The following is a 25,329-nucleotide window of genomic DNA, read 5'->3' as shown; positions in this document are numbered from 1 at the left end:
CTTCTCCAGGCGGCCCGGCTCGGCCTGCCCCCCGGCCTGAGACTCCCTCACGCCGCCCTGCGACTCGCTCGCCCGGGGCTGTGACTCGTTCCCCCCGCCCTGCGACCCGCTCGTCCCCGGCTGCGTCGGCGCCGCCTCCGCGGTGGCCGGTGCCACGGGGCGGATGCGGTCCGTCCACGCCTTGCCGTCCCACCAGCGCTCGGTGGCGGGACCGTCACTTTTCTGCCCGGGGTCCGGGTACCACCCGGGAGGAGTCACCTGCGTCATGACCCCACCGTAAGAGGCGCGGGTGAAAGCGGCATGAGAGGATCCGGCCCGATGCCGCCCGGCCCCGCCGCCGCCCCGGTCCGCCCCCCCGGCCTGCCGACGGTCCACGGGTGGACGCCCCGAGCCCCCGACACGTCGGCCACCGGCGCTCCGTACGCGAAGAACCCCCCGGGCGGCGGGCGTTGACGCCCGATCGGACACACCCCCCTGGTCGCGGGCCCCCGCACGTCGTCCGTCCGTTACCCGATGTCACCCGTCACGGCAACACCTGACCCGACCCGCAGCCACCGGGCCCGTCGGAGGGCTAGGCTCGGGGTCCGTACGTCGTTCGGGCGACTTGGGGAGGTAGCGGGATGACGGAGGTACGGCCCACGGCCGCCGCCTCGGCTTCCCTGTGGGAGCGCGATGAGGAAGTCGCCACGATCACGCGGGCGGTCGACGCCCTGTGCGCGGACCGCTCGTCGTCCGGCAGCCTGCTGATGTTCCGGGGCGAGGCGGGGCTCGGCAAGACCGCCCTGCTGGCAGAGACCCGCCGCATCGCCGAGGCCTGCGGCTGCGCCGTGTGGTCCGCGCGCGGCGGTGAGACCCTGCGGTCCGTCCCCTTCAACGTCGTCCGGCAGCTGCTGCAACCCGCGCTGGTGTCGATGCTCCCGGAGGAGGCCCGCGAGTACCTGGGCGACTGGTACGACATCGCCGGCCCGGCCCTCGGCATAGTGGACCCCGGTGAGCGGCATGCGGACCCGCAGGGTGTGTGCGACGGACTGGTCGCCGCCGTCCGCCGGCTCGCCCGGCGGGAGTGGCCGCTGGTGCTGCTGATCGACGACGCGCACTGGGCCGACCAGGAGACCCTGCGCTGGCTCGCCGCGTTCGCCGACCACCTGGCCGAGATGCCCGTGCTGCTCGTCGTCGCCCGCCGCCCCGGTGACGTCACGGGCGACAGCGCCCGCCACCTCGACGCGGTCGCCGCCGCCGCGCACCACTCCGCCGCCACGCTCAGCGCCCTCACCCCGGAGGCCACCGCCGGGCTCACCCGCGCCACCCTGGGCGCCGACGCCGACACGCCGTTCTGCCGCGAGGTCTGGGCCGTGACCGGCGGCAACCCGTACGAGACCGTCGAACTGCTCGCCAAGGTCCAGGACAGCGAGCTGGCGCCGGTCGAGGCCCAGGCCGGCGAGTTGCGCGCCCTGAACCGCTCCGCCCGCGGCGGCGGCCTCGTCGCCCGCCTGGAGCAACTCGGCGTCGACGCCACCCGGTTCGCCTGGGCCGCCGCCATCCTCGGCACCGGCATCACCATCGACATGGTGGCCCGCCTCGCCACCCTCGACCACGACGACGCCGTGCGCTGTGCCGAACTGCTGCGCACCGCCCGCATCCTCACCGAACCCGACCCCGCGGCCGCCCGCGCGGCCGCCCACGGCGACCTGGAGTTCGTCCACCCCCTGATCGCCACCGACGTCTACAACTCCATCCCGGACGCCCTGCGCCGCGCCATGCACGGCATCGCCGCCCAGCTCGTCACCGACTCCGGACTCGGTGCCGCGGCGGCCTCCCGCCACCTGCTCCAGGTCCACCCGGACGACGACCAGGAACTCGTCGCGCAACTGCGCGAGGCCGCCCGCGAACACCTCGCCGTCGGCGCCCCCGACGCGGCCCGCCGCTGCCTCGAACGCGCCCTGGAGGAGCCGCCGCTGCCCGAGGCCCACGCACGTGTGCTCTACGAGCTGGGCTGCGCCACCCTGCTCACCGCGCCCGCCAAGACCATCGGCCACCTGCGCACCGCCCTCGGCATGCCGGGCCTCGACGGCGAACAGCGCGTCGACGCCGTCTTCCGCCTCTCCCAGGCCCTCCTCCACAACGACCAGCTGGAGGAGGCGGTCCGCACCGTCGAGTCGGAGGCCGCCCGCCACCCCGAGGGCCCGGCCAGGATGCGGCTCCAGGCCGTCCAGTACATGTGGGAGGGCGTCCACGCCGGCGAGTCCGCCACGCCCGGCCGCTCCGAGCGCCTGAAGGAACTCGCCGCCACCTGCACCGGACGGGACAACGCCGAACGCGCCCTGCTGATCCTGCGCGGGTTCGACGCCATGACGCACGGCGAGAACGCCGAGGAGGTCGCCGAACTGTGCGACCGTGCCCTGGTCAACGGCCGGCTCGCCCCCGGACTCGGCTGGACGGACCCCGACTGGGGTCTGGAACTGCTGATGATGCTGGCCAGCTCCTACGTCTACACGGACCGCCTGGACCGCGCCGAGGCCCTGTTCACCGAGGCTCTGCGGGCGTACGAGACGGCCGGCTGGAGCGGCGGCCACCTCGCCCTGGCACACGCCTACGTCGGCCTGGGCCACCGCAGGCGCGGCCGGCTGCGGGAGGCCGAGGCGTCCCTGCGCGAGTCGCTGCGGCTGGCAGAACGCGTCGGCCGGGGCCTGCCGCTGTACTGGTCGGCGACCTGCAACCTGGTCGACACCCTGCTCGCCCGCGGCCATGTCGACGAGGCCTGGTCGATCGCCGAGCAGTACGGCTTCGCCCCGCCCTACCCCTCGACGATCGTGCTGCCCGATCCCCGCTCCGTGCGGGGCCGCCTGCTGCTCGCCGTCGGCCGCACCAAGGACGGCGTCAACGAACTGGAGGCGGCGGAGAAGGCGTCCGCGGCCCGGGGCCACCACAACCCCGTGATGGTGCCGTGGGCGGTCGACCTGGCCCGTGCCCTGGCCACCGAGGACCCCGGCCGCGCCGCACGGCTGGCCACCGACGCCCGCCGTCAGGCCGAGCGCTTCGGCACGGACACCGCCATAGGGGAGGCCTTGCGCTGCGCCGCCGCACTGGAGACCGGCCAACGCGCGGTCCGGCTCGCCGGGCAGGCGGTCGCCTACCTGGAAGCCTCACCCTGCCAGTACGAGCATGCCGCCGCCCGTGTCGAGTACGGCCTCGCCGCCCGCTCGGCCGCCGAGCTGGAGCGCGGACTGGCGCTGGCCCGTTCGTGCGGGGCGGACGGGCTCGTGGCGCGGGTCCGGGAGGCGCTGGAGGCGGGCAGCGGCGTGAGCTGACGGCCGCCGGTCAGCCTTGGGTGCCGTCCTCCTCGGCCAGCACCCGCTGCGCCGTCGCGAACGCCGAGTTCGCCGCCGGCACCCCGCAGTACACCGCCGTCTGCAGCAGCACCGCGCCGATCTCCTCGGGCGTGAGCCCGTTGCGCCGCGCCGCCCGCACATGCATGGCCAGCTCCTCGTAGTGGCCGTGTGCGACCAGCGCGGTCAGCGTGATCATGCTGCGCTCGCGGCGCGAGAGCGTCTCGTCGGTCCAGATCTCGCCCCACGCACAGCGGGAGACGAAGTCCTGGAAGCGGGCCGTGAACGGCGTCTGCCGGGCCTGCGCGCGGTCCACGTGGGCATCACCCAGCACCTGCCGCCGTACCGCCATCCCGCGCCGGGCGTCCCCGTCGAGGTGCGCCCTCAGCGCGGTCAGCACCGCTTCGGGACGCTCGGCGGGCGCCAGGTGCGACGCGCCCGGGATCTCGGTCAGCGTGGCGCCCGGCACCGCGTCGGCGATCTCCCGCAGGTGGGCCGGGGGTGTGGCCGGGTCCTCCCGGCCGGCGATCAGCAGCGTGGGCACCGGGATGTCGCCGAGCCGGTCCCGCAGGTCGAACGCGGCCAGCGCGTCGCAGCAGGCGGCGTACGCCTCCGGATCGGCGTCCCGGTGGTCCCGGACCAGCCCGGGCACGGTGAAACCGGGCGTGAACCAGCGGGCGTTCGCGCTCTCCGCCAGCTCGGCCAGCCCCTCCCTGCGCACCAGCGCGGCCCGTTCCTCCCACGGCCGCACCCCGTTGAAGTGCGCCGAGGAGCAGATCACCGCGAGGGAGGTGAGCCGCTGCGGGTGGTGCACGGCCAGGTGCAGTCCGACCGCACCGCCCAGCGACACCCCCGCGTACCCGAACCGGTCGACGCCGAGTGCGTCGGCCAGCGCCAGCACCAGGTCGGCGAGGTCGCCGACGGTGGCGCCGGCGGAGACCAGCCCGGCCGGGGAGCCGCCGTGCCCGGGCAGGTCCCAGCGGATCACCCGGTGCCCGGCGGACAGCTCGGGCGCCACCCCGTCCCACAGGGCGTGGGAGGTGCCGAGCGAGGGGCCGAGCAATAGCGGGGGAGCGGAGAGGGGGCCTTCGGCGCGGTGATTGAGGAGTGTGCCGGTCAACGTCGCTCCAGAGCACGGTCGGTGAGGCTCGCTGCGGAGCCGGTGTACTGGGCCGGGTCGGTGAGGGAGGCGAGGTCCACGTCCGCCAGCTCGGGCTGGTCCGCCAGCAGTTCGCCCAGCGGGCGGTCCTCGGCGTGGGTGCGCCGCGCGAGTTCGGTGAGCAACGCCTTGGCACGGGACCGTCCGAGGACGGGGGCGAGTTCGGCGGACAGCCGCTCGGACACGATCAGCCCGTGGGTGAGATCCAGGTGGGCCCGCATGGCCCCGGGCCGCACCCGCAGCCCCTCGGCCAGGTCGGCGGCGTCCCGCGCGGCGCCTCCGACCAGCCGGAGCAGCTCCCTGAGCGGCTCCCACTCGGCGTGCCACGCCCCGGCCGGCCGCTCGTCCTCCGCGGCGAGCGAGCCGTACAGGGTCGCCGCGAGCTGCGGCGCGCGCCGGGCCGCGGCGGCGATCAGGGTGGCGCGCACCGGATTGGCCTTGTGTGGCATCGCCGAGGAACCGCCGCCACCGCCCTCGGCCACCTCCGCGATCTCGGTCCGGGACAGGGCGAGCACGTCCACGGCGAGCTTGCCCAGCGCACCGGCCGCGAACGCCAGGCATCCGGCGAGGTCGGCGACCGGGGTGCGCAGCGTGTGCCAGGGCAGCGCGGTCGCGCGGAGGCCGAGTTCACGGGCGTACGCCGCCGGCAGTGCGGCCGGGTCCGGTGCGCCGTACGCGCCGAAGGCCGCCAGCGTGCCCGCCGCGCCGCCGAGCTGGACGGGCAGGCCGTCGCGTACGGCGGTGACCCGGTCGCGGGCGTCCAGCACCAGCGACCGCCACCCGGCCGCCTTCAGCCCGAAGGTCGTCGGCACCGCGTGCTGGGTCAGCGTCCGGCCGGGCATGACCGTGTCCCGGTGGCCGGCGGCGAGCCGGGCCAGCGCGCCTTCCGTGCGGGCGAGGTCGGCGAGCACCGGTGCCAGGGAGCGGGCGGCGACCAGCATCGTCGCCGTGTCCATGATGTCCTGGCTGGTCGCGCCCCGGTGCACGTACGGGCCGTACTCCTCGCCGACCGCCGCGGTCAGGTCGGCGACCAGCGGGATGACCGGGTTGCCGCCGCCCCGGGCGCGCTCGGCGAGCGCCCGTACGTCGAAGCGGTCCGGGTCGGCGGCCTCGGTCACCGCCGTCGCCGCCCCGGCCGGGGCCAGCCCCAGAGCGGTCTGCGCGCGGGTCAGCGCCGCCTCCGCGTCCAGCAGCGCCCGCAGGTACGCGAGGTCGCCGGTCGCGGCGGCGGCGGGCGAGCCCGCCCACCCGGGGGCGAGCAGACTCACGTCGTCGGTGTGCGCAGAAGTCACCGGAACTCCAGGAAGACCGTCTCGCCCTCGCCCTGAAGGCGGATGTCGAAACGGTACGTGCCGTTGCCCTCGTGCGCGGCGACCAGCGTGTCGCGGCGCTCGTCCGGCAGTCCGGCCAGCAGCGGGTCGGCGGCGAGCGCCGCCCGGTCGTCCGGCAGATAGATCCGGGTGAACAGGTGGACGAGCAGCCCGCGCGCGAACAGGCACACGCTGACGTACGGCGCGTTGCGCCCGCGCGCCCCGGGCCGCAGCGTCCGCGCGTACCAGTGTCCGTCGGTGTCGGTCTGGATACGTCCGAACCCGGTGAACTCCACGCCGTTGCGCCCGAGGAAGCCGCCCGTGGCCGGGTCCCGGCGCATCGAGCCGTCGGCCGTCGGCACATTGCCCGCGCTGTCCGGCCCCCACAGTTCCACGAGGGCGTCCGGCAGCGGCCTGCCCTCCCCGTCGAGCACGTACCCGTGCACGGTGACCGTGTCCGGATGCCCGAGCGGTGCGATGTCCTCACCGCCGCGGAACGGCAGCGCGTACCCGTAGAACGGGCCGACGGTGTGCGACGGCGTGGGCAGGACGCACTCCGGCCGACTGGTGTCGATCTTCGTCATGGCAGGTCAGCGCCCTTCTTCGAGCCAGGTGGCGTGCGGGCCGCCGAGCACGATGTCCCAGTGGTAGCCGAGCGAGAACTCGGGCACCGACAGGCTGTGGTCGTAGGTCGCGACCAGCCGCTGCCGGGCCGCGTCGTCGGTCACGGACTGCAGGATCGGGTCGTACGCGAACAGCGGGTCGTTCGGGAAGTACATCTGCGTCACCAGCCGCTGGGTGAACGCCGAGCCGAAGACCGAGAAGTGGATGTGCGCCGGACGCCAGGCGTTGACGTGATTGCGCCAGGGGTAGGGGCCGGGCTGGACGGTGGTGAAGCGGTAGTGGCCGTCGTCGTCGGTGAGCGTGCGGCCCACACCGGTGAAGTTCGGGTCCAGCGGGGCGTCGTGCTGCTCCCGCTGGTGTGCGTAGCGGCCGGCCGAGTTGGCCTGCCATATCTCCACGAGCTGGCCGCGCACCGGACGCCCGTCCCGGTCCAGCAGCCGGCCGGAGACGGTGATGCGCTCGCCGATCGGTTCACCGCTGTGCTGCCGGGTGAGGTCGTTGTCGACCCCGGTGAGGTCCCGCTCCCCGAAGGCGGGGGAGGACAGCTCCACCAGTTCCGGGTCCTTGGTGACGTCGATGGCGATCGGCGGCTGTCTGGGGTGACGCAGCACCGACGAGCGGTACGGGGCGTAGTCGCGGCGCGGGTGGTGCTCGACGGGCGCACCTCCGGCGACCCGCTCGCCGTACGCGGCGTGCTCCGCCGCGATCTCCGCGTCGATGTCCTGCTGGGTGAGAGTCATGAGAATTCCCCGGGGTCACTGGCGTTCGAGGGCGCGGTCGACGGCCTCGACGGGGGCGAGCCCGAAGACTCGGGCAGCACGTACGGTGCCCGGGTCATGGACTCGCCGCTGGCGTTGCCGAGGCGGACGTCCTCGATCCGGGCCGGGTCCCACCGCGGGGTGCGGGCGAGGAGTTCCCGGATCGCGTGGGCGGCGAGTCCGTCGGGGCGGGCAGCGGCCAGGCCGCCGTTGTATCCGCCGAACGGGGTCCGCACCGCGTCGACGATGCAGGCGGACTTCACCGCACACCCTCCGCGACGGTCAGCCCGGCGTCGGTCTTCGCGGTGATCTCCTCGACGCTCACCCCGGGTGCGGTCTCCGTCAGGACGAGTCCGTCCTCCCTGATGTCGAGGACGCCGAGGTCGGTGATGATCCGGTCCACGCACGCCTTGCCGGTCAGCGGCAGCGCGCACTTCTCGAGGATCTTCGGGGAGCCGTCCTTGGCGGTGTGCGTCATCAGCACGATCACCGTGCGGGCGCCGTGGACCAGGTCCATCGCCCCGCCGATCCCGGTGATCATCTTCCCGGGTATCGCCCAGTTCGCCAGGTCGCCGCCCGCGGAGACCTGCATCGCCCCCAGCACGGCGACATCGATGTGCCCGCCGCGGATCATCGAGAACGACAGTGCCGAGTCGAAGAAGGCGGCGCCGGGCAGGACCGTCACGGTCTCCTTCCCGGCGTTGATGAGATCCGGGTCGACCTGCTCCTCGGCCGGGTAGGGGCCGGTGCCGAGGATTCCGTTCTCCGACTCGAGCACCACCTCCACACCCTCCGGGAGGTGGTTCGGGATCAGCGTCGGCAGGCCGATGCCCAGATTGACGTACTGTCCGTCCCGCAGCTCCCGGGCGGCCCGGGCGGCCATCTGCTCACGCGTCCAGGCCATCAGGCGCTCACCGTCCCGCGTGCCGCGGGCGCGGAGACGGTACGGCGCTCGATCTTCTTGTCGGCGGCCTCCTCGGGGGTCAGCGCGACCACGCGCTGCACGAAGATGCCGGGCAGGTGCACCGCGTCCGGATCGATCGCGCCGGGCTCCACCAGCTCCTCCACCTCCGCGACCGTGACCTTCCCGGCCATCGCGGCCAGCGGGTTGAAGTTCCGGGAGGACTTGGCGAAGACGAGGTTGCCGTGCCGGTCCCCCCTGGCCGCCCGCACCAGCGCGAAGTCGGTGCGGATGCCGCGCTCCAGCACGTACTCGGTGCCGTCGAACTCCCGCACCTCCTTCGCCGGGGAGGCCGCCGACACCCCGCCGGAGCCGTCGTAGCGCCACGGCAGCCCGCCTTCGGCGACCTGCGTGCCCACCCCGGCCGGGGTGTAGAACGCGGGAATCCCGGCGCCGCCAGCCCGCAGCCGCTCGGCCAGCGTGCCCTGCGGGATCAGCTCCACCTCCAGCTCCCCGGCCAGGTACTGCCGTGCGAACTCCTTGTTCGCCCCGATGTAGGAACCGGTCACCCGGCCGATCCGCCCGGCGGCCAGCAGCACCGCGAGGCCCGACTCCATCGCGCCGCAGTTGTTGGAGACGACCGACAGGCCGCCGACCCCGTGCTCGTACAGCGCCTGGATCAGCACGTTCGGCACACCGCTCAGCCCGAAACCGCCCACGGCCAGCGACGCGCCGTGCGGGACGTCGGCCACCGCCTCGGCGGCCGTGGCCACCACCTTGTCCATCCGCGAAGCCCCATCTCTCAATTAGTCAGGGCACTGAGTATTTCAGCGAGGTGACCCACACGGTGCCACCGGTCGACCGAGGCGTCAAGACCCTGGAAAACCGCACGTGAGAGGTGTGCGTGCCGTGCAGACGGCTTCTCTTCGGCGGGGGTATCGTTCAGTGCACCAACGAACGCGATCACGGGAGCGCACATGGCCGCGGTGGATCTGACCACCCATCCCGGGCACCTGGCCCGGCGGCTTCAGCAGGCCCACTACCTGCTGTGGAACACGATGGTCTCGGAGGAGATCACCTCTCCGCAGTTCGCGGTCCTCAACACGCTCGTCGCCGAGCCCGGCCTGGACCAGCGCACGGTGGGGGAGCGGGTGGGGCTCGACCGCTCCACCATCGCGGAGGTGGTCAGCAGGCTCGGCCGCCGCGGCCTGCTCGACAAGGTCCGCGACCCGCAGGACGGCCGCCGCTTCCTGCTCCGGCTGACGGACGAGGGGCTGCGCACCCACCGCAGGCTGACCGTGCGCACCGCCCGGATGAACCAGGTGTTCCTGGCCCCCCTCTCCGCCGACGAGCGCACGGTGTTCTTCGACCTCATCCGCCGGGTCGCCGACGCGGCCGAGGGGCTGCGGAATCCGGCCGAGCCCCTCGGCGCACCGCACTGAGCGGCGGGGTCCGGCTCAGGGAGCCTCGGTGAACACCACCCACACCTGGCCGTCGGCGAACCTCATCGGCGAGCCGTCCGCCGCCTCGAACGACGTGCCGTCCTCCGCCGCCGGGCGCTGCCACGTGGCGGTGTGCACCCGCCCGTCGCGCAGCACCTCGGCCTTCCCGGTGCCCACCGACTCGACGTACGGCGAGTTGCTGCCACGGAAGTCCTGGAAGCGGGAGTCGCGGATGTCGACGTACTGCACGACGACGGTCGCCGGGGCCAGCCGCTTGCCGTCGGCGGTGACGGCCGGCTCGCCGTCCATGCTGACCAGCCAGCGGTCCCGGCTCTCCGACCAGCTGAAGGTGAAGCGCGCCGCCGGGTAGCGGACGGTGTGCGAGTCCTCGGCCGTGCCGCCCGAGGGAGCCGCGCCGTAGCGGAAGCCGGTGGTCAGGGCGGCGGCGCCCGGAGCCGACGGCATCAGCCGGTCGGGGCGCAGATAGAGGTTGTGCGGGGCGGCCCGGCCGTCGTCGCGGACATAGGCGTCGGAGCCCCCGTCCGCCGGTTCGGCCCGCAGTGGCGCCTCGGCGATGAGCGGCAGCAGCTTGCTCTGCGCCCCGGAGAAGGCGAGCGTCGGCCGGTCGAACTGGCGCAGCAGCTCCAGGTCGGACTCGCGGGCGCTGCGTACCGGCCCGACGGAGTCGGGCAGCCGCGTCGCGTAGACGGCCATCAGCCGGCTCAGGCCGCCCTCGACCGGCTCGACGTAGACCAGGTCCGCGGCGTCCAGGCCGGACTGCGGGCGCGCCGCCCGGACGTTGTCGACCTTCACGGCCAGCACCGAGGCGTCGTTCCGGCTCTCCGGGCTGCTCGCCGGCTCCCGGACGGTGCCGCGTCCGTCGTCGCGCGGGCCGGACTGTGCCGTGCAGCCCGCCGCCAGCAGGACCGCCACTGCGGCGGTCGCCAGCGTCCTCGCGGCACCGTTCCGGGTGCGCGTCCCTCGTCGCATCCCCACCACCGGCCACCCACCATTCCTGTGTCATCGATTGTGCGCTTCTTCATGCGTTTATGGCCATACCCGACCTTTTCTGAATGTGCGCGGTTAATCGGCTGATCGGCCCAGTCGGTTCATCGGCCTGGCTCGTCACGGTTGGGCGAGAAGGGCCCCGGGTACCCGGGCGCCACCGCGGACCGGACGTGCCACCCATCGGTGACAGAGGAGCACGAGACGATGAAGGCAGTGACCTGGCAGGGCAAACGGGAGGTACGGGTCGAGGAGGTGCCCGACCCGAAGATCCAGGAACCGACGGACGCGGTCATCCGTGTCACGTCCACCGGGCTGTGCGGCTCCGACCTTCACCTGTACGAAGTGCTCACCCCGTTCATGACCCCCGGCGACATCCTCGGGCACGAGCCGATGGGCATCGTCGAGGAGGTCGGCGCCGAGGTGCCGGACCTCAGGCCGGGGGACCGGGTCGTGGTGCCGTTCCAGATCGCGTGCGGGCACTGCTTCATGTGCGACACGGGGCTGCCGACCCAGTGCGAGACCACGCAGGTCACCGGCGAGGGCATGGGTGCCGCCCTGTTCGGCTACACCCGCCTGTACGGAGCGGTGCCGGGCGGCCAGGCGGAGTACCTGCGCGTCCCGCAGGCGCAGTACGGGCCGATCAAGGTGCCCCAGGGGCCGCCGGACGACCGCTTCGTCTACCTGTCCGACGTGCTGCCCACCGCATGGCAGGCGGTCTCCTACGCCGACGTGCCGCAGGGCGGCACCGTCGCCGTGCTCGGCCTCGGCCCCATCGGCGACATGGCCTGCCGGGTCGCCCAGCTCAGGGGCGCCGGACGGGTCTTCGGCGTGGACCTGGTGCCGGAGCGGCTGCGCAGGGCGAAGCAGCGGGGTGTGGAGACGTACGACCTGCGGTCCTTCGACAACGAGAAGGAACTGGTCGCCGCGATCCAGGACGAGACCGACGGCCGCGGACCGGACGCGGTCATCGACGCCGTCGGCACCGAGGCGCACGGCAGCGTTGCGGCCAAGCTGGTTCAGCAGGGTGCCGCGATCCTGCCCCGCAAGATAGGCGGTCCGCTGGCGGAACGCTTCAGCGTCGACCGGCTCGCCGCCCTGCACACCGCCGTCGAGCTGGTCCGGCGCGGCGGCACCATCTCGCTGTCCGGCGTCTACGGCGGCATGGCCGACCCGCTGCCCATGCTCACCCTCTTCGACAAGCAGATCCAGCTGCGGATGGGCCAGGCCAACGTCCGCCGCTGGAGCGACGACATCGTCCCGTACCTGACCGATGAGGACCCCCTCGGCGTGGAGGACTTCGCCACCCACCGGGTGCCGCTCACCGACGCGCCGCACGCCTACGAGATGTTCCAGAAGAAGCGGGACGGCGCGGTCAAGGTGCTGATGCAGCCCTAGTACCTCCAGCAGCGGTGCGTGTGCTGAGGTGCGTTTTCGGTAGTGGCAGCGGCGGGCGGCAGTCTGGCGGTGTCTCCTCCATGCGGACCGGTTCAGTGCGTGGGGCGACGGGACCGTGGTCGGCTCGTGGGTAGGGCAGGAGAGCGTTCAGGAGTCGCCGGATCTCTGCCACGGTGAGCGGGGCGAGTGCTGATCCGTTTCTGCAGCCCCCTTTGCCTCGCTGTCGGCGTGGGCTTGTGCTGCGAGTGCGACCAGGTCGGCGAGGCGATCCCGGCGCCGACGGGTACGTGAGCATCGTGTTCGGCGAGAAGGGCGGCCGGGCGCACTGTGCCGTCGCCGTGCGGGGCCGCCGTCTGCAAAGTGACACCGCCAGCGGCGGCTTCGGCGGCGCCGCCTGCACCAGCGTCCTGCTCAGCGCACCGGTCGCCCCGGATCACGCCGAAGGCCGCCGCGGGCACGCCGTAGGAAGTCGCAGGTCGGCTCAGGCAGGTGAGGTCGGGTTCAGCGAGGCGGGGAGGCGGGGGTCATGCCTTCCAGGAGGAGCCGCAGGATCTGCTGCAGTTCGTCGGCGAGGGACGAACCGCTCGCCTCCGACGGCTGGCTGGCCCACCGGTAGAGGGCTCCGAGGTAGACGTCACGCAGCACGTTGCCGACGCCGATGGGTGGCATGGCCGGCTTCAACTCCCCCCGGCCCATCCCGCTTTCGACGATCCTGGCGAACACCTCCGCGACGTACGGCTCCTCCAGTATCGGTCGGCCCGCCTTCACCCAGGCGGTGAGCATGGCGGGGGTGAGATCCGGTTCCTCCTGGTTGATGCGGACGAGGATCGCCATGCACTGCTGAAGCTGCGCGACCGAACTCGGGGTGAACGCACCGTACTCCTCGAGGCTCGTCACGAGCGCGGCACGCCTCCTTTCTCCCCAGGCGGTGATGATGTCTTCCTTGCGCTGGAAGTAGTTGAAGAACGTTCCCCTCGCGACATCGGCCCGTTCCGCGATCTCGTTGATGGAGGTGTTCTCGTACCCCTTCTCCACGAACAGCTCGACCGCCGCCGAGTAGAGGCGCTCCCTGACCCGCTGCTTGTTGCGTTCCCGGCGGCCGACCGGCGGCATCGTCGCGGGCGAGTCCATTCCGTCCTCCTGGATGTGTCGAGCCCTCAAGCCTGGGTGCGCGGTCCTGTGGCAGCGAGAGGCCCGGACCGTTCGGCGGCGTGTCGCGGCGGTGCGTGTCGGTGGCACTGCCGGCCCGACCGCGATTTTTTTATACCACAGTGCAAGTTTTGATGCCGCTCGTCCTGTCGTATTCCGGCCGACACATGCCTCCCCGGCCCTGCTGTCACGCGGAGTGCCGTCACTCCCCGTCCGGAAGGGTCTCCGGGCCGGTGCCGTGCCGGGCCAGGCTCTCGCGCAGGCCGGCGACACTCTCCGCGCCGAGGAGCCGCCCGGCGCTGATGTCGACGCCGTGACTGCGTCGCAGACGCTGCCGGAGCTGGGCGGCCATGAGGGAGTCGAGCCCGAGTTCGCGGAGCGACCGGCGTTCGTCGATGGCGGACACGGGCATGCCGAGCAGCACCGCGGAGTGTTCGAGAAGCGACTCCGCGGCGCTGACGCCATAGGGACGGGACGCGGGAGTGGGATCGCTCCCGGGCGGCGGCGCGGCGACGGGCGTTCGCGCCGTGGCCGATGCGCGGACCCGGTCGTCGGCGGCCGGGACGACGGGACGCGGGAACCGGGTGCGCAGGCCGGTGCCGAGGGGGTGCGTGATCTTCCTGACCGCGCGGGTGAGCGGCGCCAGGTACGGGCCGGCGAGCGCCGAGACCATCGCGGGCACGCGCACCGAGGGTGTGCCCGCCCGGGACGTCCTCGTCCGGGACGTCTCGGCGATACGCCGTAGACGGATACCGGAAAAGGTCGCGAGGAGGCGCAGATCCGGTGCGAGCAGGAGGACATCGGCCAGGACCGCGTCTTCCCCGGCCTCGGTCCGTACGCGGCTCACGCTCCAGAAATCCGGCTCCGGCTCGGCGTGGCAGCGGACCGTGTCGTAGGAGACGGGGACGAGGGGGCGGTCGTCGCCCGACGCCGCTCCCGGGAGGGCGGCCAGGAGCGGCAGCAGGCCCGCCTCCCAGCCGATTCGGAGCAGGGGATGCGTCAGCCGTACCCGCGCCACGGCCTCACCGTCGCGCCGCCACAGATGCTGCACGCCCCGCAAGGGTTTCCCGATGTCGTACCCGTGGCGCCGAGCGAGTGCGTCGAATTCCCGCCCCCCCAGGTAGTCACGGCACCGGGCCAGAGCCGAGTCGAGGACATCACCGGCCGCAGGGCCCGCGGTCTCCGCCCGGACGAGCCGTCCCGAGGCGCAGAAGACAGGGTCCGCGGTGCCCGGCGGCACGGCGTGCACCGTCACCGTACCGTCGGTTCCGTCTCCGTCCGGATACGGTCCGTCCAGGGTGACGCGCAGGGACGTGTCGCCGGCCGCCTCAAGGAACAGGGGCGTGTCGCCCAGCCGTACGTCCCGCAGGGCGAACGCGGCCTCGGGGTCGGCCTCGCGGGCCGTTTCCAGCATGGCCGCGAGATGGGCCATGGGCGGGACGGGCGCGACTCCGCGGATCCTGACGCCGTCACCCCAGTCGGCGGTCCGGCCCCAGGACGCAAGGTCGATACGGCGCACCCGTGACACCCCGGAGCGCGGCCGGGCCGCGGGTCCGGCCGCCTCGCGGCGGAACTGCACGACGTCCCAGGAGTAGGTGGGCAGGGACGGAACGTGCCGTGGGCCGCCGCGATGCCACCGCTGCCAGTCCACCCGCCCGCCGTGGGCGAACAGGCGGCCGGCCGCGCGGGCCAGTTCGGTGGGCTCGTCGCACGCGCGGTGCAGCGAGGACACCGCGGCGGCGCCATGGCCGTCGGCGAGCGTGTCGGTGATGGCGGCGACGAGGACCGGATGCGGACTGATCTCGAGAAAGACGCTCTCCGCCTCCTCGGCCACCCGCCGTACCGCGTCGGCGAACCGTACGGGGCGGCGCAGGTTCTCCACCCAGTAGTGGGCCGTCAGGTCGGGGCCCGCGACCCGGGAGCCGTACACGGTGGAGACCATCCCCGGCGTACCGCGGCCCGGTGCGAGGTCGGCCAGCTCGCGCAGCAGGTCGTCGCGCAGGGCGTCCATCTGCGGCGAGTGCGAGGCGACGTTCACCTTCACCGCGCGGCACAAGACGTGCCTCTCCTCCAGCTCGGACCGCACGGCGGCGAGGGCCACGGGATCTCCCGCCAGTACAGTGCTGGTGGGCGCGTTCTCGACCGCCACGCACAGGCTGTCGCCGTACGCCTCGATGGACCGCCTGGCCTCGGCGGCCGGCAACTCCACGGCGAGCATGGCGCCCTGGCCGGCCGTTCGCTGCATCAGTCGGCTGCGGCGGCAGATCACGGCAGCTGCGTCCCGGACGGACAGCGCGCCGCTGACCTGGGCGGCAGCGGTCTCCCCCATGCTGTGGCCCAGGCACAGGTCCGGCTCCACCCCGCGTTCCCGCAGCGCTGCGGCGAGGGCCACCTGCACGGCCCACAGGGCGGGTTGGACGACACTCACGTCGGTGGGCAGCTCGGAGTCCCCGGACATCAGCCGGTCCAGCACCGACCAGCCCGACTCCTCGCGCACGGCCCGGTCGCACGCGTCCAGCGCCGCCTTGAAGGCGGGCGAGGCGCGGTAGAGCGCCCGGCTCATGCCCGCCCACTGCGAACCCTGCCCCGAGAAGACGAAGACGACGCGCCGGTCGCCCGACAGGCCCGCCTCCGCGAACCCGCCGTCGGGAATCGTCTCACCGGCGGCGAGCGCGGACAGCCGCCGCGACAGCGCGTCATGGTCGTCGCCCACGACCCACAGCCGATGGGGATGGGCGTCGCGTCCGGTGGTGGCGGCGGAGCAGATGTCGCCCAGCGGATGGCCGTGCCCTGGGCCGGTTGGGGCGAGGTAGGCCGCGTAGTCCCGGGCCAGGCGGCGCAGGGAGCCGGGCGTTCGCGCGCTGAGCACCAGCAGGTGGGGGCCGGCGTTCCCGTCAGTGCCGGGAGGGGTAGGTACGGAACCGGGTACTGGTGCGGTCTCCGGTACGGATGCGGATGCGGACCCACAAGCGGATGCCGATGCCGATGCGCATACGGAAGCGGATGCCGGCGCGGGCGTGTGGGCGCCGACGACGACATGGGCGTTGGTCCCGGACAGCCCCAGGGAGGTGACGCCGAGCAGGGCGCCGGAACCGGCCGGTTCCAGGGGTTGGTTGCGGGTCACCACCCGTACCGGGAAGTCGTCCCGAGCGAGCAGGCTGTGCGGCTCGTCGAGGTGCAGTGACGCGGGGATGACGCCGTGCCGGAGGATCAGCGCCGCCTTGATCAGCCCGGCGATTCCAGCTGCGGCCTCGGCGTGACCGATGTTGGTCTTGACCGACCCGGTCAGCAGCGGCTGCCCGGCGGGACGGTCACGGCCGGCCGACTCGGCGAGCGCCTGGAGTTCGACCGCGTCCCCGACCTGCGTTCCGGTGCCGTGCGCCTCGACGTAGTCGAGTTCCGACGGTTTGACACCGGCGACGGCACAGGCCTGGCGCAGTGTGTCGGCCTGCCCCTCCACGGAGGGGCGGATCAGCAGTTCGCTCGCCGCGCCGTCGTTGGTGACCGCGCTGCCGAGCAGGACCGCGCACACGGGGTCGCCGTCCCGGAGGGCGTCGTCCAGCCGTTTGAGGACGATCGCGGCCACGCCCTCGCCGCGGACGAAGCCGTGGGCCCGGGCGTCGCCGAACCGGCAGCGGCCGTCGGGAGAGAGCATGCCGCCCTGGGAGTAGGCGATGGCGTCGTGCGGCGAGAGGATGAGGTTGACCCCCGCGGCGACGCACAGGTCGCTCTCGCCGGTGAGCAGACTCTGCCGTGCGGCGTGCACGGCGACCAGCGAGGAGGAGCACGCCGTGTCCAGGACGACGCTCGGTCCGCGCAGGTCCAGGGCGTAGGAGACGCGGCCGGCCGTGACGGCGCGCAGCCGGCTTCCCACCATGCCGCGGACGTCCTGAGCGTGTCCCCGCGGGTCGGTGTCCGCGTGTTCCGCCGTCGCCTGCCCGACGAACACACCGCCCCGGCTGCCCGCGAGCCGGGAGGGACGTATCCCGGCGGACTCCAGGGCTTCCCAGACGACGTGCAGAAGGAGGCGCTGCTGCGGGTCCGTCTCGCGGGCCTCCACGGGCGAGATGCCGAAGAACGCCGCATCGAAGCCGAAGGGATCGGCAAGGAAGCCGCCGTGCCGGGACACGGTCCGGCCGGGGGTCATGGGGCTCGGGTCGTAGTGGTCACGGATGTCGAAGCGCTCACGGGGGACCGGAGTCACGGTGTCGGTATTGGTGATGAGCACGTCCCACAGTTCGTCGATGCTTCCGATCGCGGGGAAGCGGCACCCCATGCCGACGATCGCGACGGGTGCTTGAGGCAACTGTTGTGCGTGCATGGAGGACTCCAGGCTTGCTGCATGACTGAGCCGGTTGATCATCGAGCGGGGATCCAAAAATACACCGAGATTCATTCTTGCCCCGGGATCCCATCCATGCTCTTAAGGAACCCTTAACCAGCAGTGCTTGGTTCGGACTTTCAGTAGGTCCTGGAGCGCGTCGAGGACTAGGTGGCCGGCCTGTGGGCTCTTGGGTCGAGCCGCCTGAGGGTGAGGAAGGCCTGGGCGGCGGTGACGAGAGTGACGTGGTGGTGCCAGTCGCGCCAGTTGCGGCCTTCGAAGTGGTCCAGGCCCAGGCCGTTTGAGTTCGCGGCAGTCGTGCTCGATCCGCCATCGCATCTTTGCCCACCGAACCAGGTCGGCGATCGGCGTGGTGGCGGACAGGTTGGTCATCCGGTAGCCGGTCGGCTCGTCGGCTTCTTCGGGCTGTTCGGCGAGCGGCGTTCGCAAAGGCAGTACCCCGTTCCACCGGCTGCGGCCACCGGCTTGTTCCTGGGCGGTGCGGGAGGCTTCCTTGCCCGACGGCCGCACCTCAAGAGCAGCGAAACGTGAGGCCGTCGTGCCTTTGTTGCCGTGTCGCCACGTGACCTGTTGTCGTGTCCGTGGCGGCGTGCACGCCGACCGCGACCTGAGTTCGCTCGCTTGCCCAGGGTCCCGCAGTGCTGCCGTGCCGCCCCCGCCGACGCTGCCCCGCACTTGGGGAAAGGCACATCGTCGACGACCCGCACGTCAGGGCTGATCGCCCCGCACAATCGCTCGGCGATCCGCCGCCGCACGGCGCCCGATCTCACGGCGACTGGTTCACGAACTGCTGCAGGGCCTGCATGTTGCCGTCCGGCGGCCGATCGGCCGTCGGCTGGACCGACTTGCGAGATCACCCGACCTGACGAAGTGCTGTCAGCAGGACTTGACGCACCGTTTGCCCCGTGGCGCAGGCATCCCGCACCCCGAAATATTTGTACTTGCGTTCAAGAGTGACTCGGTGTTTATTGTTGGATCACTCTGGTCCGAGAGCAGGTAGGGGGAGGCTGTGGACATCAGTCAGATGGTTCCACTCCTGGCCGACGAAGAATTGACGGCTTATCAGTTTCTCGTCAGCACAGGTGGTGCCACCTTGGAGAGGCTGTCGAGAAACCTTGGCTGGGGCCCGGGACAGACGGAGCGCGTACTGTCACGGCTGAGAAGGATGCGGCTCGCGCGAACCGAGGCACACGGCCGCAGCGCCTGGACCGCGGTCCACCCTGACCTGGTCGGACTTCAGTACGCCAAGCCCCTCTCGGGAGTGATCGACGCGTGGCAGGCCCAGCTGGTCCAGATCCGCGAGCAGCTCGACACGCTCTCCGGGCTGTGTGCCGACGGGACGCAGGGCACCGGACTCGGCTCCGTCGTCACGGTCGAAGGCGCGGCCGACATCCGTGCCGCGCTGGAGGAGTGCGCGTCACGGTGCGCCGACGACGTGCTCGCCGTGCAGCCCCTGGGGCGGGGTGCTCCGGAACTCGCCCGGGACATCGTCTGCCGGGACTTCGAACCCATGAGGCCGGAGGCCGGCGTACGGGTGCTGCTGCCTCACCTGTCCCGCTACGACGCCGAGGTGCGCGACTGCGTCGAACGGATCTCGGCATCGGGGGGTGAGGTGCGCACCACCGCCGCGCCGCTGCCCGCGCTGATCGTTTTCGACCGCTCCGTGGCGTTCCTGCTGGACGGCGACGGCGACGGCGACGGCGACGGCGGGGGCGGCGGCGGTGAGAAGGTCTGCAGGGCGCACATGGTGAAGCACCAAGCCCTGGTGGGGTTCATCGTGCACACGGTGGTGAGTGCCTGGGCGACAAGCACGGCCTTCCAGCGGACGGGCGGTAAGAACCGCATCCCGGAAAGCCTGACCCAGGAGACGAAGACCGCGATCGTCCAGCTGCTCGCCGCGGGCTACAAGGACGAGGTGGTGGCCAGGCGTCTCGGCATCGGTGTGCGGACGTGTCGGAAGTACATCGCCGAGTTGTTCGGCGACCTCGGGGCGCACAGCCGGTTCCAGGCCGGGTGGCTGGTCCGCGATCACCTGCTCGTGTCCGGGCTCGACGGGGCAGGCTTCGAAGGCCCGTCGGGGATCATACGGCGGCATGAACCGACCGCCCGCGGCTCCCGGTGACAGGCGTTGTCCGGTGACCGTGCGCCGCGGGCGGTCACCTGCCGGGCTCGCTGCGGTCAGCGGGCGAGTATCGCGGTGAGGGCCGCCGTGAGCTGAGCCTCGGGGTCGTTTGCGGCCCCCTTGCTGCGCCAGGCCACGACGGCGTCGGGGCGGATCAGCGAGGCGCCGGTCGGCCCGACGCCGTAGCGGCCGCGCCACAGGTCGTCCCTGTCGGTGAAGCGGTCACCTAGCCGGTGCGCGGCCATGGTCACCCCGAGCATGCGGGCGACCTTCTCCGCGGCGGCGACCCACTCGGGCGCCTCGTACCCGGCCAGCAGGACGAAACCACGGCCGAACAGGTCGTGGGTGGAGAACTCCCGCAGGCCGTCGGTGAGGGGGACGTGCGGGGCGCGCCCCCCGGGTCGCCCAGTGGGGTGCCACGGATCCTCCTGGAGGCTGTCGTCGTCGTCGGCCTCGGTGCGGATCGCGCACGAGCGGTACCGGAAGCCCAGATACTCCTTAGGCATGGGAACGGGGGCGTTCGGATCGGCCGGGTTGTAACTGGCGGGCACCCGGCCCTCGGAGATCTTCGCCAGCTCGACCTCGCGCCTGAGGGTGATGTCGACGACCGGTCGCCGCTCGGTCTCGTACATGTCCAGCAGTCCGGCTCCCGCCTGTCCGGTGAGCACCAGGGCGAGCCGCCAGGACAGGTCGTAGGCGTCCTGGATGGCGAGGTTGCCGCCCTGCCCGCCGTTGGGCGGACAGGCGTGCGCGGAGTCACCGGCCAGGAAGACTCGGCCCTCCCGGAACCGCTCGGCCAGCTTGTGATTGATGGGGAAGAAACGGGCGTTGACGAAGGCGACATCGATCTCGGGATCGCCGACGGCCCGGCGGATCCGCTCGACGCACCGGTCCTCGGTGAAGTCCTCCGGAGTTTCTCCCCGTTCGGGGAAATAGTCGACCCACAGGGTGTGCCGCTCGGAGCCGTCCAGAATGAAGCTGGATCCGCTGCCGGGCATGCCGATGACCTCGACCGCGCCCTTCTTCACATATCGCGTGAGATCGGCCTCGAAGGTGATGATGTACATATGGCCGATGACTCCGCTGCCTTCGACCGTGATACCGAGCAGGTCCCGAGTCCTGCTCATATTGCCGTCGGCCGCCACCACATAGTCCGCCTCGACCGTGTAGACGCGGCCGGTGGTCACCTCACGCAGTGTCGCAGTGACCTTCTCCTCGTCCTGGGTGAGGGCGACCATCTCGGTGCCCGGCCGCAGATCCGCGCCGACTTCCTCGGCACTGACCCGCAGGATCTCCTCCACCTGGGCCTGGGATATCCAGGCCAGCGGCGGCACAGCGGACAGTTCGCGCGGGTCGGGCTCCGCCGGCGGGTCGAGGAAGCGCCGCTCCGGATCGGCCAGGGAGAGGCCATGGCTCATACGGGGCCACTGCGCGCCGGCGATGGCGTCGCGGATGCGCCGCGCGACTCCAGGCAGCGTGTTGAGCAGTTCCTGCGAACGTGTGTTGAGTCCCCATGCTTTCGGCAGCGTGGAAACAGTCGGCCGCCGCTCCACCAGAAGCGGACGCACGCCACGTGCGGCAAGACTCACAGCAGTCGTGAGCCCGGTATAGGCGCCACCGACGACGAGGACGGGAACTCTTTGAACTGACATGACATCTGCCTCCTACATGGCGGTCACAGAACGTCCCGGCGGTTATGCAGCCGAGCGGATTACACCCGACCGATCCAGCTTGAGGATGCGCCGGGTCTTTCGGCCACCGTGCGGCGGGCGCAGCAAGTTGTGGTGCAGCTTCCTGCATGTCAGGGACCGATGAAGGGCGCGCTGACATCACCGGCGGTCAATCCGTTGCTGCTGCACAAAAATTCCTGGTGGCTCTATTAATTCCTTATGACCCGGGGGCAGATGGACGAGGAGTACCGTTGAGCAGGTTGCGCTGGCTGACCGCGGGGGAGTCCCATGGACCCGCACTCGTCGCGACGTTGGAGGGCCTTCCGGCCGGTGTGCCGGTCACCACGGAGAGAAGGCCATGGCCACCGGTCCGGTCGATCCGGCGGAGCTGGCCGAGCTGGCGCGTAACGCGCCGCTGACCCGGCCGCGGCCCGGTCACGCCGATCTGGCGGGGATGCAGAAGTACGGTTTCGACGAGGCCCGTCCGGTGCTGGAGCGGGCGTCGGCGCGGGAGACGGCGCGCGGGTGGCGCTGGGCGCGGTCGTTTCTGAGGGAGACGGCCGGGATCGAGATCGTCCATGTCGTTGAGCTGGCGGCTGCGAAGACGCCGTACGCGGTCTACCCGTCTCCGGCGGACGTGGAGAGGCTGGACGCCGATCCGGTGCGGTTCTGGACGCGGACGCGTCGAAGGCGGTGGTCGCGAGATCGACCAGGCCCACCAGGACGGCGACACGCTCGCTCCGGGGTGTGGTGGAGGTGCTGGCGTACGGCGTGCTGGTGGGTCTGGGTTCGCTTGTGCACTGGGACCGGCGGCTGGACGCGCGGCTGGCGGTTGCGCTGTCGGGAAGCCGATCGCGAGCGTTCCGCGGGCGCTGAAGACGGTGGATGTGGCCACGGGTGAGCCCGCTGCCGCGCATCATCAGCGTTCGGATGTGTGCGCGGTACCGGCGGCGGGGATCGTCGCGGAGGCGACGGTGGCGCTGGTGCCGGCGGACGCGGTGGCGGAGAGGTTCGGTGGGGACAGCGTGACCGAGACGCGCGGCAATGTGCGGTCGCGCCTCGACAACCTCCCCATCCGATAGAACGCCGGCCTGCCGGGAACGAACGGCGGGCGTACCGGGTCCTGGCCCGGTACGCCCGCCGTCGGCGTCCTCGTCGGTCATCGGTGCCGTGGCAACAGGGTCGCCGCGCCCAGTGCGTTGGCCACGAGCAGGCCCGCGGCGAGCAGCAGGCTCTCCCGCATACCCGTGGCGAAACCGCCCGCGAGGAGTGCGCCGAAGACCGCGATGCTGAGTGCTCCACCCGTCTGCCGGCTGGTGTTGAGCAGCGCGGCGGCCGTGCCGGCCCGCTCGGCGGCGACGCTGTCGAGCATCAGGGAGGTCAGCGCCGGCATGGCGAGGGCGCCGCCGACGCCCAGCGGGATCATCAGCACGGCGGTCACCCACCACGGGGTGTCCGCGCCGACGGCGGCCAGCCCGCCGCAGCCCACGGCACCAGTCAGCAGCCCCGCGACGACCACGGTCCGCGGGCCGTAGCGGGAGACCGCCTTTGGGGAGAAGTAGTTGAAGTGGGCGGTGATCACCGCCATCGGCACGAACATCAGCCCGGCGGAGAACGCCGACTGCCCCCGCTGCTCCTGGAAGAAGAGGCTCAGTACGAAGACCCCGCCGTAGAAGGCGGCGTTGCAGGCGAAGCCCGCGACGACCGGCACGCTGACTCCGCGCTGGCGGAACAGCTCCAGGGGGAGCATCGGGGCGCGCCGCCGTGCCTCGACAACCACGAAAGCGGCTCCGGTCACCACCGCGGCCCCGGCCGCGGCCAGCACCGTCGCGGTCAGGCCGTGGTGCCCGCCCTCGATCACGGCGAAGGTGAGCGAGGCAAGCGCCAGGACCGCCGTCAGCTGCCCCGGCAGGTCGAAGACGACGGGGTGGCGGGGGGACGGCACCGCACGCATCAGCGTGAGGAAGGCGGCGAGCCCGGCGGGCACATTGAGGAAGAACACGGTGCGCCAGTCCCACTCCGTGGTGAGCAGCCCGCCCAGGACGGGGCCCGCGGCGATGGCCACGGCGCCGCCGACCGTCCACAGGGCGATGCCGCGCGCCCGCGCGTCCGGGTCGTCGGGGAAGGCCTGCCGGATCAGCGCCAGTGAAGCGGGCACCATCACCGCCGCCGCGCCTCCCTGCACCACCCGCGCGGCGGTCAGCGTCCCGATTGACGGCGCCAGCCCGCAGGCCAGCGAGGCGAGGGTGAAGACGCCGATCCCCCAGCCGTACGCGCGCCGCGCGCCGACGGCGTCCGAGAGGGCGCCGGCGGAGAGCATCAGCGCCGCGAACATCAGGGTGTAGCTGTCGGCGACCCACTGAAGTCCGGACAAGGAGCCGCCGAGGTCGTGCCCCACGGCGGGCAGGGCCACGTTGACGCCGGAGACATCAAGGGTGATCACGAAGAAGCCGAGGACGGCGGCGACGAGAGCGGCGGTGGCGGAGCCGGCTCGCCCCGGCGCTCCTGGAGCCGTCCCTCCCCTGGCCGTCGCGCCTGTCCTGGACTGCGCCACGCTCATCGCGTACTGCTCCTCACTGAGACGTTCGTTTCACCTGGGATCACAGTGCTCGGTTCGTGCGCCGTCAGGCAGACCGAGCTGTACGGGGGAACGGTGTTCCTGGCCCTGACACGACCTCCCTGGGTGCGGGACGGCTTGCGACAATGGCCGGATGAGTGAAGGTACGGAACTGGGTCGTTTCCTCCGTGCCCGGCGCGGACAGGTCCGCCCGCAGGACGTGGGCCTGCCCGCCGGCACGGGCGTCCGCCGCACTCCGGGCCTCCGCCGCGAGGAGCTGGCGACGCTGGCCGGGGTCAGCGTCGACTACTACACGCGGCTGGAGCGGGGCCGCGAGACCCGGCCCTCGCCCGCCGTCGTCGAGGCGCTCGGCAGAGCGCTGCGGCTGTCGCCGGAGGCGCTGCACCGGTTGCACGAGCTGGTGGCCCTCGCCGCCGGCCAGCCGTCGGCTGGGTCGCCGGAGCCGCCGCACGCCGTACGGGACTCGGTGCGCACCCTGCTGGAGACGCTGCGTCCGTCACCTGCGTACGTCGTCAGCCGCGCCAACGACCTGCTGGCCGCCAACCGCCCCGGCCTGCGTCTCTTCCCCGGGCTCACCGACTGGCCGCCGGAGCGGCGGAACCTCACCCGCTACATGTTCCTGCACCCCATGGGCCGCAGGCTGTACCGCGACTGGGAGACGATGGCGGCGCACAGCGCGGCCCACCTGCGGGCGATGGCGGGTGCCGATCCGGACGTGCCGGAGCTGGCCCAGCTCGTGGGCGAGCTGGTGATGAAGAGCCCGGAGTTCGCCCAGTTGTGGGAGCGGTACGACGTACGGGCGCACGGCGGTGGCCGGAAGCACTTCCGGCACCCCGAGGTCGGCTCGATGTGCCTCAGCTTCGAGGTGATGACGATCTCCCGTACGGACGGTCAGCGCCTCGTCACCTACCAGGCGGTGCCGGGGACCCCGGATCACGACGCGATGCTGCTGCTGGACATGGCCGACCTCGGCGAGGACGCGCACTCCGCGAGGAGTGAGCGGTGACCCCGTCGGCGCCGTGCTCGGTCACCTGTCCAGCGAGATCCGGTAGGTCTCGTGCGGGGTCTGGATGTCGTTGCAGGTGAGTTCGCCGGTGGCGCCGCGGTAGGCGCCGGTGCCGCCGGTGATGGCCATCCGCACGGTGTCGGTGCCCTTGATCCAGAGGGACTGGGCGGTGAGCTGCCCGTCCGGCAGCTGGACCGACAGGACGCAGTTGGTGACGATCTTCGAGCCGTCCAGCTTGGCCACCTGGCAGGAACTGCCGTCCTCGCCGACCTGCTTGCCGTCCCGGAACAGCTTGTCGGCGTACACGAACTCGTCTCCGACGCTCAGCCCGGGGGTGCCGACGTCGGTGTGCACGACCCCGTCGTTGCCCACGGCCAGATCGATGACCTTCTCGGGCCTGGCCTGTGCGGGAAAGGCGAGCACGGAGGATATGCCCAGTGCCAGCACTCCGGTGGCGACGGCGCCGAACAGGGCGACATGGGTCTTTCGCAGAACGTGGGTCTTGGACATGAAAGGGGTTTTGGACACGCGAGGTAACT

The 25,329-nt window shown here is 72.2% G+C and carries 17 protein-coding genes and 4 pseudogenes; 6 read left to right on the top strand and 15 right to left on the bottom strand.

The window, feature by feature from the left end; all coding sequences use genetic code 11:
• Window positions 1–155: 155 nt before the first annotated feature.
• A pseudogene (locus ACLGIH_RS05225) lies at window positions 156–267 on the bottom strand (DUF2510 domain-containing protein); the annotation flags it as partial.
• A gap of 353 nt (window positions 268–620) precedes the next feature.
• Between ACLGIH_RS05225 and ACLGIH_RS05220 the strand changes: the two are divergent.
• Entirely contained in the window at window positions 621–3,308 is a 2,688-nt protein-coding gene (locus ACLGIH_RS05220; protein WP_416524031.1) for an ATP-binding protein, read from the top strand.
• 10 nt (window positions 3,309–3,318) lie between these two features.
• Here ACLGIH_RS05220 and pcaDC read toward each other — a convergent pair whose 3' ends face one another.
• The 7 genes and pseudogenes from pcaDC to ACLGIH_RS05185 form a co-directional block, all read right to left on the bottom strand.
• Window positions 3,319–4,446 carry a bifunctional 3-oxoadipate enol-lactonase/4-carboxymuconolactone decarboxylase PcaDC gene (pcaDC, locus tag ACLGIH_RS05215; protein WP_416524030.1) on the bottom strand — a complete coding sequence of 376 codons (1,128 nt, stop codon included), beginning with the start codon at window positions 4,444–4,446 and terminating at the stop codon, window positions 3,319–3,321.
• Window positions 4,443–5,777 (bottom strand): 3-carboxy-cis,cis-muconate cycloisomerase, encoded by a 1,335-nt coding sequence (gene pcaB, locus ACLGIH_RS05210; protein WP_416524029.1) that lies wholly within the window; start codon window positions 5,775–5,777, stop codon window positions 4,443–4,445. The genes pcaDC and pcaB overlap by 4 nt, the downstream gene beginning before the upstream one ends.
• On the bottom strand, window positions 5,774–6,379 hold the full coding sequence (gene pcaG, locus ACLGIH_RS05205; RefSeq protein WP_416524028.1) for a protocatechuate 3,4-dioxygenase subunit alpha: 606 nt from the start codon (window positions 6,377–6,379) through the stop codon (window positions 5,774–5,776). The genes pcaB and pcaG overlap by 4 nt, the downstream gene beginning before the upstream one ends.
• A 6-nt stretch (window positions 6,380–6,385) precedes the next feature.
• Window positions 6,386–7,159: a protocatechuate 3,4-dioxygenase subunit beta gene (gene pcaH / locus ACLGIH_RS05200; protein ID WP_416524027.1), complete on the bottom strand. Its 774-nt coding sequence runs from the start codon at window positions 7,157–7,159 to the stop codon at window positions 6,386–6,388.
• Between the two features lie 104 nt (window positions 7,160–7,263).
• Window positions 7,264–7,440: pseudogene (locus ACLGIH_RS05195) on the bottom strand (thiolase family protein); the annotation flags it as partial.
• Window positions 7,437–8,081 (bottom strand): CoA transferase subunit B, encoded by a 645-nt coding sequence (locus ACLGIH_RS05190; RefSeq protein ID WP_416524026.1) that lies wholly within the window; start codon window positions 8,079–8,081, stop codon window positions 7,437–7,439. The pseudogene ACLGIH_RS05195 and the gene ACLGIH_RS05190, both read right to left, overlap by 4 nt.
• Complete coding sequence (locus tag ACLGIH_RS05185; RefSeq protein WP_416524025.1) at window positions 8,081–8,863, bottom strand: CoA transferase subunit A; 783 nt, start codon at window positions 8,861–8,863, stop codon at window positions 8,081–8,083. The genes ACLGIH_RS05190 and ACLGIH_RS05185 overlap by 1 nt, the downstream gene beginning before the upstream one ends.
• A gap of 192 nt (window positions 8,864–9,055) precedes the next feature.
• Here ACLGIH_RS05185 and ACLGIH_RS05180 point away from each other — a divergent pair, with 192 nt between their 5' ends.
• Window positions 9,056–9,520 carry a MarR family winged helix-turn-helix transcriptional regulator gene (locus ACLGIH_RS05180; protein WP_416524024.1) on the top strand — a complete coding sequence of 155 codons (465 nt, stop codon included), beginning with the start codon at window positions 9,056–9,058 and terminating at the stop codon, window positions 9,518–9,520.
• A 15-nt stretch (window positions 9,521–9,535) separates the two neighbouring features.
• Here the strand turns inward: ACLGIH_RS05180 and ACLGIH_RS05175 are convergent, their stop codons facing one another.
• Window positions 9,536–10,510, bottom strand: a complete 975-nt coding sequence (locus tag ACLGIH_RS05175) for a DUF3048 domain-containing protein (RefSeq protein ID WP_416524023.1) — start codon at window positions 10,508–10,510, stop codon at window positions 9,536–9,538.
• A gap of 222 nt (window positions 10,511–10,732) precedes the next feature.
• On the opposite strand from ACLGIH_RS05175, the gene ACLGIH_RS05170 reads away from it, so the two are divergent.
• Window positions 10,733–11,923 (top strand): zinc-dependent alcohol dehydrogenase, encoded by a 1,191-nt coding sequence (locus ACLGIH_RS05170; protein ID WP_416524022.1) that lies wholly within the window; start codon window positions 10,733–10,735, stop codon window positions 11,921–11,923.
• A 501-nt stretch (window positions 11,924–12,424) separates the two neighbouring features.
• On the opposite strand, the gene ACLGIH_RS05165 is transcribed toward ACLGIH_RS05170, so the two are convergent.
• The 3 genes and pseudogenes from ACLGIH_RS05165 to ACLGIH_RS05155 all read right to left on the bottom strand — a co-directional run.
• Window positions 12,425–13,054, bottom strand: a complete 630-nt coding sequence (locus tag ACLGIH_RS05165; protein WP_416524021.1) for a TetR/AcrR family transcriptional regulator — start codon at window positions 13,052–13,054, stop codon at window positions 12,425–12,427.
• A gap of 220 nt (window positions 13,055–13,274) precedes the next feature.
• Window positions 13,275–17,393 (bottom strand): type I polyketide synthase, encoded by a 4,119-nt coding sequence (locus tag ACLGIH_RS05160; protein WP_416524020.1) that lies wholly within the window; start codon window positions 17,391–17,393, stop codon window positions 13,275–13,277.
• Window positions 17,394–17,560: 167 nt separating this feature from the next.
• Window positions 17,561–18,264: pseudogene (locus tag ACLGIH_RS05155) on the bottom strand (transposase); the annotation flags it as partial.
• A gap of 315 nt (window positions 18,265–18,579) precedes the next feature.
• Here ACLGIH_RS05155 and ACLGIH_RS05150 point away from each other — a divergent pair.
• Window positions 18,580–19,536, top strand: coding sequence for a hypothetical protein (locus ACLGIH_RS05150; RefSeq protein WP_416524019.1), 957 nt, complete (start codon window positions 18,580–18,582; stop codon window positions 19,534–19,536).
• A gap of 56 nt (window positions 19,537–19,592) precedes the next feature.
• Here the strand turns inward: ACLGIH_RS05150 and ACLGIH_RS05145 are convergent, their stop codons facing one another.
• Window positions 19,593–21,188: an FAD-dependent monooxygenase gene (locus tag ACLGIH_RS05145; protein WP_416524018.1), complete on the bottom strand. Its 1,596-nt coding sequence runs from the start codon at window positions 21,186–21,188 to the stop codon at window positions 19,593–19,595.
• Window positions 21,189–21,457: 269 nt separating this feature from the next.
• On the opposite strand from ACLGIH_RS05145, the pseudogene ACLGIH_RS05140 reads away from it, so the two are divergent.
• Window positions 21,458–22,288, top strand: a pseudogene (locus ACLGIH_RS05140) (chorismate synthase).
• Between the two features lie 77 nt (window positions 22,289–22,365).
• Here the strand turns inward: ACLGIH_RS05140 and ACLGIH_RS05135 are convergent.
• Entirely contained in the window at window positions 22,366–23,766 is a 1,401-nt protein-coding gene (locus ACLGIH_RS05135; RefSeq protein WP_416524017.1) for an MFS transporter, read from the bottom strand.
• Between the two features lie 151 nt (window positions 23,767–23,917).
• On the opposite strand from ACLGIH_RS05135, the gene ACLGIH_RS05130 reads away from it, so the two are divergent.
• On the top strand, window positions 23,918–24,790 hold the full coding sequence (locus tag ACLGIH_RS05130; protein ID WP_416524016.1) for a helix-turn-helix transcriptional regulator: 873 nt from the start codon (window positions 23,918–23,920) through the stop codon (window positions 24,788–24,790).
• A gap of 21 nt (window positions 24,791–24,811) precedes the next feature.
• Here the strand turns inward: ACLGIH_RS05130 and ACLGIH_RS05125 are convergent, their stop codons facing one another.
• The gene (locus ACLGIH_RS05125; protein ID WP_416524015.1) at window positions 24,812–25,318 is read right to left on the bottom strand and encodes an allene oxide cyclase barrel-like domain-containing protein; all 507 of its coding nucleotides are present in this window, start codon (window positions 25,316–25,318) and stop codon (window positions 24,812–24,814) included.
• Window positions 25,319–25,329 lie beyond the last annotated feature (11 nt).

Origin of the sequence: Streptomyces hamibioticus (genome assembly GCF_047946815.1) — a bacterium.
Classification (GTDB): domain Bacteria; phylum Actinomycetota; class Actinomycetes; order Streptomycetales; family Streptomycetaceae; genus Streptomyces.
Note: the sequence above shows the minus strand (reverse complement) of the source record. Positions and strands in the feature narration are given on the sequence as shown.